General features: G+C 44.4%; 8 protein-coding genes. 2 read left to right on the top strand and 6 right to left on the bottom strand.

Annotated elements, in window-relative coordinates; translation table 11 throughout:
- The first annotated feature begins 272 nt into the window (after positions 1 to 272).
- Positions 273 to 1,655 carry a multidrug transporter subunit MdtD gene (gene mdtD, locus NXS07_RS13630; protein ID WP_046335498.1) on the top strand — a complete coding sequence of 461 codons (1,383 nt, stop codon included), beginning with the start codon at positions 273 to 275 and terminating at the stop codon, positions 1,653 to 1,655.
- Positions 1,656 to 1,660: 5 nt separating this feature from the next.
- On the opposite strand, the gene rbsR is transcribed toward mdtD, so the two are convergent.
- The 6 genes from rbsR to rbsD form a co-directional block, all read right to left on the bottom strand.
- Positions 1,661 to 2,662 carry a ribose operon transcriptional repressor RbsR gene (rbsR, locus tag NXS07_RS13625; protein ID WP_038208110.1) on the bottom strand — a complete coding sequence of 334 codons (1,002 nt, stop codon included), beginning with the start codon at positions 2,660 to 2,662 and terminating at the stop codon, positions 1,661 to 1,663.
- A gap of 2 nt (positions 2,663 to 2,664) precedes the next feature.
- Positions 2,665 to 3,594, bottom strand: coding sequence for a ribokinase (gene rbsK / locus NXS07_RS13620; RefSeq protein WP_038208113.1), 930 nt, complete (start codon positions 3,592 to 3,594; stop codon positions 2,665 to 2,667).
- 63 nt (positions 3,595 to 3,657) lie between these two features.
- Positions 3,658 to 4,548, bottom strand: coding sequence for a ribose ABC transporter substrate-binding protein RbsB (gene rbsB, locus NXS07_RS13615; RefSeq protein ID WP_038208117.1), 891 nt, complete (start codon positions 4,546 to 4,548; stop codon positions 3,658 to 3,660).
- 24 nt (positions 4,549 to 4,572) lie between these two features.
- Positions 4,573 to 5,544 (bottom strand): ribose ABC transporter permease, encoded by a 972-nt coding sequence (gene rbsC / locus NXS07_RS13610; protein WP_258086928.1) that lies wholly within the window; start codon positions 5,542 to 5,544, stop codon positions 4,573 to 4,575.
- A gap of 18 nt (positions 5,545 to 5,562) precedes the next feature.
- On the bottom strand, positions 5,563 to 7,068 hold the full coding sequence (gene rbsA, locus NXS07_RS13605) for a ribose ABC transporter ATP-binding protein RbsA (RefSeq protein ID WP_038208123.1): 1,506 nt from the start codon (positions 7,066 to 7,068) through the stop codon (positions 5,563 to 5,565).
- Between the two features lie 7 nt (positions 7,069 to 7,075).
- A complete protein-coding gene (gene rbsD, locus NXS07_RS13600) occupies positions 7,076 to 7,495 on the bottom strand; it encodes a D-ribose pyranase (RefSeq protein WP_038194873.1) in 420 nt (139 codons plus the stop codon).
- 282 nt (positions 7,496 to 7,777) lie between these two features.
- Here rbsD and ravA point away from each other — a divergent pair, with 282 nt between their 5' ends.
- Complete coding sequence (ravA, locus tag NXS07_RS13595) at positions 7,778 to 9,280, top strand: ATPase RavA (protein WP_258086927.1); 1,503 nt, start codon at positions 7,778 to 7,780, stop codon at positions 9,278 to 9,280.
- Positions 9,281 to 9,282 lie beyond the last annotated feature (2 nt).

Below are 9,282 nucleotides of genomic sequence, written 5' to 3'. Positions count from 1 at the left end.
CAGTGGTGGCGCATTATAGGGACTTTTCGCCGCCTGACAATAGTTTTTTTGAATTTTCTTTCCGTTCGTGTTTTTTTTCAACAAAATTGGCATTTACGCTCTCTTTTCGATCAAAAATTGGTGTTATCGACAACAATGATTAAATCTATACAGTAGGATAATGTGTTAAATAGAAGGGAAATGTGACATCCATACAGTTAAAAGAACAAAAACAAGTGGAAAAAAATACCCAGTAAGTAATCATCGATTATTAAAATATAACAGGATATCTAATGGTCAAATCTGCACGCAGTATGTCGGGATTGCCCTGGATTGCTGCGATAGCTTTTTTTATGCAATCCCTGGATGCAACCATCCTTAATACCGCATTGCCGGCAATTGCTGAAAGTCTTAATCATCATCCTCTGGCAATGCAGCCAGCCATTGTCAGTTATACCTTAACGGTGGCAATGTTAATTCCGGTCAGTGGTTGGTTAGCTGATAGATTCGGCACACAACGGATATTCATTTATGCCGTTTCCCTTTTTTCTTTGGGTTCACTCGCCTGTGCGTTATCCAGCAGTTTCTCTTTTTTGGTAGCTGCCCGCGTCATTCAAGGGATTGGTGGTGCCATGATGATGCCTGTTGCCCGTTTGGCATTACTGCGGGCATATCCTCGCAGCGAATTGTTGCCCGTTTTGAATTTTGTGACTATGCCAGGTTTGCTTGGCCCAATTTTAGGCCCCATGCTCGGCGGATTGTTAGTAACCTATGCCACTTGGCATTGGATCTTCATCATCAATATTCCTATCGGCCTACTGGGTATTATTTATGCCAGAAAGCACATGCCCAACTTTACCATGCCTAAATGCCCCTTTGATTTTCTGGGATTCATGCTATTTAGTGTAGGGCTGGTGATGCTTTCGGTCAGCTTCGATTTATTTGGTAATAATACTCTGCCTAACTATGTTCCCGTTGCGGTTATGGCGGGTAGTATCATTATGCTGTCAGGATATATCTTCCATGCAAAAAGGCATCCAAATCCACTCATCGACCTCCAGTTGTTCCAAACACGTACCTTTTCAGTTGGCATCACCAGCAATATTGCCACTCGCTTAAGTACGGGTTCCCTCTCATTTCTTATTCCGTTAATGCTACAGGTGGGTTTTGGTTACTCGGCTATTATTGCCGGGATAATGATGGCACCAAACGCCATTGGCGCAATTCTCGCTAAATCTTTTGTCACCAAGTTACTGACTCGATTTGGATATCGAAACACGCTCATTTGGGTTACGGTGATCATTGGTGTGATGATTGCACAGTTTTCGCTACAGACACCGGAGATATCACTCGTCTTTTTGATCATTCCTCTCTTTATTTTAGGAATGGCAATGTCCACGCAATTTACATCAATGAATACCATTACCCTTGGTGATTTGAATAATAACAATGCCAGTGCGGGCAATAGCCTATTGGCAGTTACTCAACAGTTATCTATCAGTTTGGGAGTAACAGTCAGTGCTGCAATCCTTCGGTTTTATGAGTCAGCAGAATACGGTTCAACAGTGGATCACTTCCACTATACCTTTATTACGATAGGCGTGATTACTCTAGCCTCTTCTTTTGTTTTCCTGTTATTGAAGAAAGAAGATGGCCGGAATTTGATTAAAAAGTAATGCCTTCAGCGTCTGGCTACAGAATTTCGCTCAATCAGTTTTGGCTTCAAAATTAATTGCTTTGGTTCACTTCCTGGATTGCCCATTCTATAGAGCAGAGTATCAATAGCCAGCTTACCCAATTCATCTTTGGGTTGATGAATGGTGGTCAGTGGTGGGATCATGTAAGGTGCCATCGAAATGTCATCATATCCAATCACGGAGATATCATCGGGAACAGAAAGACCCGCCCTATGTAAGGCTTGATAAGCCCCAATAGCCATGGCGTCATTTCCTGCAAATACCGCCTCAGGAGGTTTAGATAATTGGAGTAGCTGTTCCATTGATGACAATCCACCAGCAAATTCAAAATCACTGTGGATTTCATACCCTTCAGGGATCTCTAACTGGGCATCTTTCATTGCTTTTCGATATCCAGCCAGACGCTGACGGGCTGGCGTCTTATCCTGTGGGCCAGCGATACAGGCAATTTTACGAAAACCTTGGCTAATCAGATAACTTGTGGCTAATTCGCCCCCCAATAGAGAGTTATCTTTGATGACATCACTGGATACATAAAAAGGCGACCAATCCATTGTTACCATCGGTATAAGTGGATATCGGAGCAAAAAATCATTGGGTAGTACCGCATTTTCAGAACACATGATTAACAAGCCATCAACACGTTTTTGCAATAGTGTTTCCATACTGCGGATCAGCCGCGTCACGTCACCTTCGGTATTACACAGAATTAAGCTGTATCCCCGCTCGTAACAATTCCGTTCAACTCCCCTGACAATTTCAGCATAAAACGGGTTATTACTGGTCGTGACCAGCATACCGATGGTTTTGGTTTGCTTGATTTTCAGACTTCTGGCCAAGGCGGAAGGAGCATAGTTCAACTCATCAATGGCCGCATTGACTTTCTTTTTCACTCTCTCACTGACATAACGGTTATCATTAATTACATAAGAGACCGTTGATGTCGATACACCCGCAAGACGGGCAACGTCCTTCATAGTAGCCACGGTTAGTCCTGTTCAGCCAGAAATGCATCAATCTCACGTCGCCACGGAACAGCAGGCTGCGCTCCCTGACGTGTCACAGTAATAGCTGCCGCAGCATGGGCAAAACGAATTGCCGATACTATTTCTTTCCCCTCCAATAACCCCGTTACCAGAGCGCCATTAAATGTATCGCCCGCCGCAATCGTATCGATTGCCTTGACTTTAAATCCAGGAACAATTTTACCTTGCTTACCATTTTCACTCAGCCATACACCACGGCTGCCCAATGTGATAATAACGATTTCAATACCTTTATTATGCAAGTCCTGAGCGGCTTTTTCTGCTCCCACATCATCTTTTACAGCGATCCCAGTTAAGTATTCCGCTTCTGTTTCATTAGGAGTGATGATATCGACCAAAGAAAGTAATTGTTCAGAGAGTTTCTGTGCTGGCGCAGGGTTCAAGATAACTTTGGTGTTATGTTTTCTGGCCGTTTCAGCGGCTAGCTGTACGGTTTCCAACGGTGTTTCGAGTTGTAACAGCAACACATCAGCCTCTTTGACCACCTGCTCATGATGGTGGAAATATTCAGATGTTAGTGCGCCATTCGCTCCTGCGCTAATGCCAATGACGTTTTCCCCCTGCTGATTCACAAAAATCAGTGCTACACCCGTTGTTTCACCTTCAATAACTCCGATTGCCGAGGTATTGATATTGTCTTTCGCCAATTGTTGACGGATACGCTCGCCAATATCATCTTGGCCAACACAAGCAATAAATGTAATGTCAGCACCACAGCGACCTGCAGCAACCGCCTGATTAGCTCCCTTTCCCCCAAATGCAACCTGATACTGTTTTCCCATCACGGTTTCCCCAGGCTGAGGAAAAGATTCGAGGTTCAAGATGTGATCTGCATTAATGCTGCCCATCACGGCAAGTTTTGCCATACTCATTACATTTATTCCTGTTCAGCGATGATGCAGCCATCAAAACTGATGGCTGCATGGTAATACTGATTATTTTTTGATAACTAATTCCAATTCAACCGGGATAGTAGCGTCAACTTTTTCACCTTTCAGCACCTTGTCTGCTGTCTGGACGCCAATGATGCCAATCTGATCGGGGCGCTGTGCAATCGTTGCACTTAATTTACCGCTCCGTACAGCCTTGACGCCATCGTCAGTTCCGTCAAATCCGACAACCAGCACATCTTTTTTATTGGCTGTCTGCAACGCACGCAACGCACCGAGTGCCATTTCATCATTTTGGGCAAAAACGGCTTGTACTGATGGGTGGGCTGTCAGCAGATTCTGCATGACATTCAGCCCTTTTGTGCGGTCAAAGTCAGCAGGCTGGCTGGCTAGCATATTGAATTGATGGTTTTTGGCGGCCTGAGAAAAACCTTCACTACGTTCACGTGCACCAGAAGTACCAGAGATACCTTCCAATTGAATGATTTTGGCATTGTTACCCAATTTTTCAGCGATAAAATCACCGGCCATTTTGCCACCCAAGCGATTGTCAGAAGCAATATGGCTGACAACGTTTCCTTTATTCGCCGTACGGTCAAGGGTGATGACCGGAATATTCGCCTTGTTTGCCATGATGACCGCATTACCAACGGCGTCTGAATCTGTTGGGTTAATCAGCATCAATTTCGTGCCACGAACAGTCAAATCCTGTACGTTAGCCAGCTCTTTTGCCGGATTATCCTGAGAATCAAGCACAATCAGGTCATATCCGAGTTTATTAGCCTCTTTCTGTGCGCTGTCTTTCATCGTGACAAAGAAGGGGTTATTCAATGTTGAAATAACCAATGCAATGCTATCCTTCGCCAGTGCATTGGCACTCATGGTTGCACTCAAGGCTACGGCGGATAGAATGGTTGCCAGCTTCTTCATTTTCATGTTGTTTTTTCCTGTAGGGTGAGGTTATTTACTACTTTTGTTATCAACCAAGACCGCCAGTAAAATCACAACTGCCTTGACGATCATCTGGTAGTTGGAAGAAATACCTAATAAGTTCAATCCATTGTTCAAAAAGCCTAAAATCAGCGCACCAATCAGCGTACCGACAATCCGCCCCTTCCCGCCAGCCAGGCTAGTTCCCCCCAGCACCACGGCTGCAATGGCATCCAGCTCATAACCACTTCCTGCCATCGGTTGGGCAGAAGATAGCCGGGCCACTTCGATAATACTGCCCAACGCTGCCAATAGGCCACATAGGGAATAAACGATTATTTTTATTTTATCAACGTTAATACCTGATAAACGTGTTGCAGATTCATTTCCGCCTAAAGCGTAGATGTAACGGCCAAGGCGAGTGTGATGCAGAATGTACCAGACAGCAGAAAAAACCAGCAACATGATCCAGACTGGCGCCGGCACTCCTAATGGACGGCCAATACCAAACCAGCCAAATAGCTCGGCATTATCACTGAATCCGGTATTGATGGGACTGCCATCGGTATAAACACGGGTAACACCACGCAATAACAGCATCATCACTAATGTGGCAATAAACGCCTGGACTTTGCCCTTCGCAACAATAACACCGGTACATGCGCCAATCGCTGCCCCCAATGCCAGTGCTGCAACAACTGCCACCAGCGCGTTGACACCCGTACTGACCATAGATGCAGCCACCGCTCCCGTCAGTGCCAGTAGAGATCCGACGGATAAATCAATGCCCGAAGTCAGGATCACCAACGTCATTCCCACCGCCATGATAGCGTTGACAGAAGTTTGCTGGAGGATATTAAACAAGTTATTCAGTGTGAAAAAATTGGGGCTGAGGAAGGAAACGACAACAATCAGAATCAATAGTGCAATCAGTGACTTCTGCTCCATCAACCAGGCTTTCGTGAGCCAACGTCTGGAGGTTGGTGCTATGTTAGAATTCATATCTCTTATCCTTGATCATTACCTTTCAACTGCACCGTATTGTTTGCCGACAGCAGCGACCATCAGCGCTTCCTGAGAGGCGTTATCCGCACTGAACTCACCACTTATGCCACCTTCATGCATCACCAGAATACGATCACTCATTCCCATGACTTCCGGCATCTCAGACGAGACCAAAATGATGCTCAAACCTTCTTTTTTGAACTGATTGATCAACTGATAGATCTCTTTCTTCGCACCGACATCCACTCCTCGGGTTGGCTCATCCAGAATCAATACCTTCGGGCGAGTCATCAGACCACGGGCAATCGCCACTTTTTGCTGGTTACCGCCAGAAAGCAAGCCAATCGATTGTTCCATTGAGGGAGTTTTGATATTGAATAATTTGATGAAGTCAGTTACGGCTTTTTGTTCTGCGGAATGATTCAAACGATAGGGTTTTTGACTGAAATAACGTAACGCTGTGAGGGACATATTTTCTTTGACCGACATTCCCAACACTAAGCCATCACGCTTACGGTCTTCCGAAATATAGACAATGCCGTTAGCCAGCCCATCCTGTGGATTGCGAATAGTCAGGGGTTTTCCATCCAGCAGGATCCTGCCTTTAGTTTTCGGCAATGCTCCGTAGATCACCTTCATCAATTCAGTACGACCAGCTCCCATTAAACCGGATATTCCCAGAATCTCGCCACCGAACAGAGAAAAACTGACATTTTTGATCCCTGCTCCAGATAGGTTTTCAATCTCCAGTCGTTTTTCCCCACGCGGCAGATCCAGACGCGGGTATTGATCTTCCAGCTTGCGTCCCACCATCATTTCGATCAACGTATCTTCTTGCAGAGCAGTAACTGGCTGTTCGCCAATAAACTGCCCATCACGAAATACCGTCACGTCATCACAAATTTTAAAGATTTCTTTCAGACGATGGGAAATGTAGACAATGCCACAGCCTTGAGCTTTCAGCTCCCGTATGACATGAAACAGCGATTCTGTTTCGGTATCAGTTAAGGCATCCGTTGGCTCATCCATTATGATGACTTTGGATTGGAAACTCAGCACCTTGGCAATTTCCACCATTTGCTGATCGCCGATGGACAATTCAGAAACCAGTCGACGGCTGCTATAACGGATATTCAAACGCTTCAGCAGATTATCGGCCTCTTCATACATTTTTTGCCAATTGATGATACCCAGTTTATTGACGAACTCACGTCCAAGAAAAACATTTTCTGCGATCGTCAATTGGGGGATAAGATTTAACTCTTGATGAATAATGCCAATCCCAGCCTCTTGGGACGATTTAGGGCCGGAGAAAACCACATTTTTCCCAAGATAATAGATTGAACCGGCATCTTTGGTATAGATGCCGGTCAAGACTTTCATCATCGTGGACTTACCGGCACCATTTTCGCCGACCAGCGCCATAACTTTCCCGGGATAAACGCGAAGGACTGCACCCGACAACGCCTTTACCCCAGGGAAAGCCTTATCAATTTCCTTTAACTCCAGCAATGGCTCCATGATACCCTCAGAAAGTTACGCCAGAACAAAGGAGGATATTGGCATAAGGAGAACATTCCCCGGTACGGATAATCGCTTTGCTCTTTTCTGTCTTCTCTTTCAGAATGTTATGACTCACATACTCTATCGCGATTGCATTTCCCTGTTTTGTTTCGAGTTCAGCAATGCGCTTGATGATTTGTTCATGTATCTGAGGGTTGTGATCAATCATCTCCGCAGCCAAAATGGCTGCTTCAACCTGCATTTCCTGCACAACCACGTCAAACACAGACATCAAATCGGGTATTCCCTGGGTTAACGCTAAATCAATTCGCTGGGTGGACAACGGGATAGGTAGCCCCGCATCACTGATTGTGATCTGATCAGTGTGCCCCAAACGAGAAATAACGGCAGAAATATCAGAATGCAATAAAACGCCTTTTTTCATTTTTTATTAACTCATTAGCGAAAGCGAAACGTTTCGCTAAACCGTCATCATATAAAGCCCTATAGCAAAGACAACATGCTTGATATGAAAATGTGATCATGATTAAAACGTTTAATAAACAGGGCAATAAATAAGAAAACCTAACTTATTGAATAAGTTATACTGAATCGATTTTTCAAACACACTACTGGGGATCAATAAATAATCACCAAAATCTTTGCATAGATTGAATTTTATCTATAAATAAATGAAGGTAACTATTCGAACCATGGTGTACATAATATGCAATTGGTCGAGAAAATATCCCAGTTAAGTCAGCATCTAGAAAGCGGATTATATGAAAGACGACAAGCCATCCGTCTCTGTCTTCTGGCCGCCTTATGTGGAGAGAGTGTTTTTCTCCTGGGGCCACCGGGGATCGCAAAAAGCCTGATAGCACGCCGGCTAAAATTTGCGTTTCAAAATGCTCACGCTTTTGAGTATTTGATGACACGCTTTTCCACACCAGAAGAGATCTTCGGCCCACTCTCCATTCAAGCACTCAAAGATGAAGGCCGTTACCAGCGCCTGACAGAAGGCTATTTGCCAGAAGCAGAAGTTGTTTTTCTGGATGAAATCTGGAAAGCAGGCCCCGCTATTTTGAATACCTTGCTGACCGCAATCAATGAAAAGAAATTTAGAAATGGCAACCAAGAAGAAAACCTGCCGATGCGGTTATTGGTCACGGCATCCAATGAGCTGCCCGATGCTGATAGCAGCCTGGAAGCCCTCTACGATCGTATGTTGATCCGAATCTGGCTGAACAACATTCAGGAAAAGAAAAATTTTCGTGCCTTACTGACTGATCGAAACAATGGGAATGACAATCCTGTACCTACCCATTTCCAAATCACAGATGAGGAATTTCATCAATGGCAGTGTAAGATTAAACACGTCTCCCTGCCAGGCTACATTTTCGAGCTGATTTATCAGCTACGCCAGCAACTGAATGCCTCTGAAAATCTCCCTTACGTTTCAGATCGCCGCTGGAAAAAAGCCATCCGCTTATTGCAGGCTAGTGCATTCTTCAGTGGGAAAAATGCCATATCTCCGCTAGATTTGGTGCTATTGAAAGACTGCCTGTGGCACGACCTGAATGCCTTAAAGCTTCTGCCGCAATTCCTTCATGATTTGCTAACAGAACAAGCCTATCAACAGCGTTTCCTGCTACAGAAAATGGATGGAGTATACCAACAATGGATACAAACCAGCCGAGATGAAACTCACCTTCATCCCTTACAGTTAACCACGAATTCATCACTTTTCGGCCGCAAGACCCACTACTTATTTCCCAAAACTATCAATGATGAAAAACTGACGCTATTTCTGTATCCCGCATTACATCTGCATGATATTGAAGTTAATTTCATTGAAATAGATAGGAAAATACTGGAAAACGTACTCAAAAATAGCAGTGGCGAATTGCTCGCTTGCTTAAATGGCATTGGTTTTCCACTGAAAATTTCGGCCGAGATCAACGAAAAACATCAACTGGAAGTGCTGGATATGAGCCGTAACAGTGCCATTCTCTGCCAAGCGGAAGCAAAGCAACTAACAACAGAAAAAACAAATAACGAGTGGAATGAAAAGCTGATATCTATTAGTGATGCCATCCAGCATCAGCGCCAATTGTTCGGTCAGCATCAACCTTGTTTATTTATCGAAGAATATTGGATTGCCAACATTGAACAAAGCTTTCTGCAATTGATCGAAAAATTGAAACAATTGAGATCAAAAATGGGGTAGTG

The sequence above is a fragment of the Xenorhabdus bovienii genome (genome assembly GCF_024721015.1).
GTDB classification, from domain to species: Bacteria; Pseudomonadota; Gammaproteobacteria; order Enterobacterales; family Enterobacteriaceae; genus Xenorhabdus; species Xenorhabdus bovienii.
This window is presented reverse-complemented; position numbering and strand designations above follow the sequence as displayed.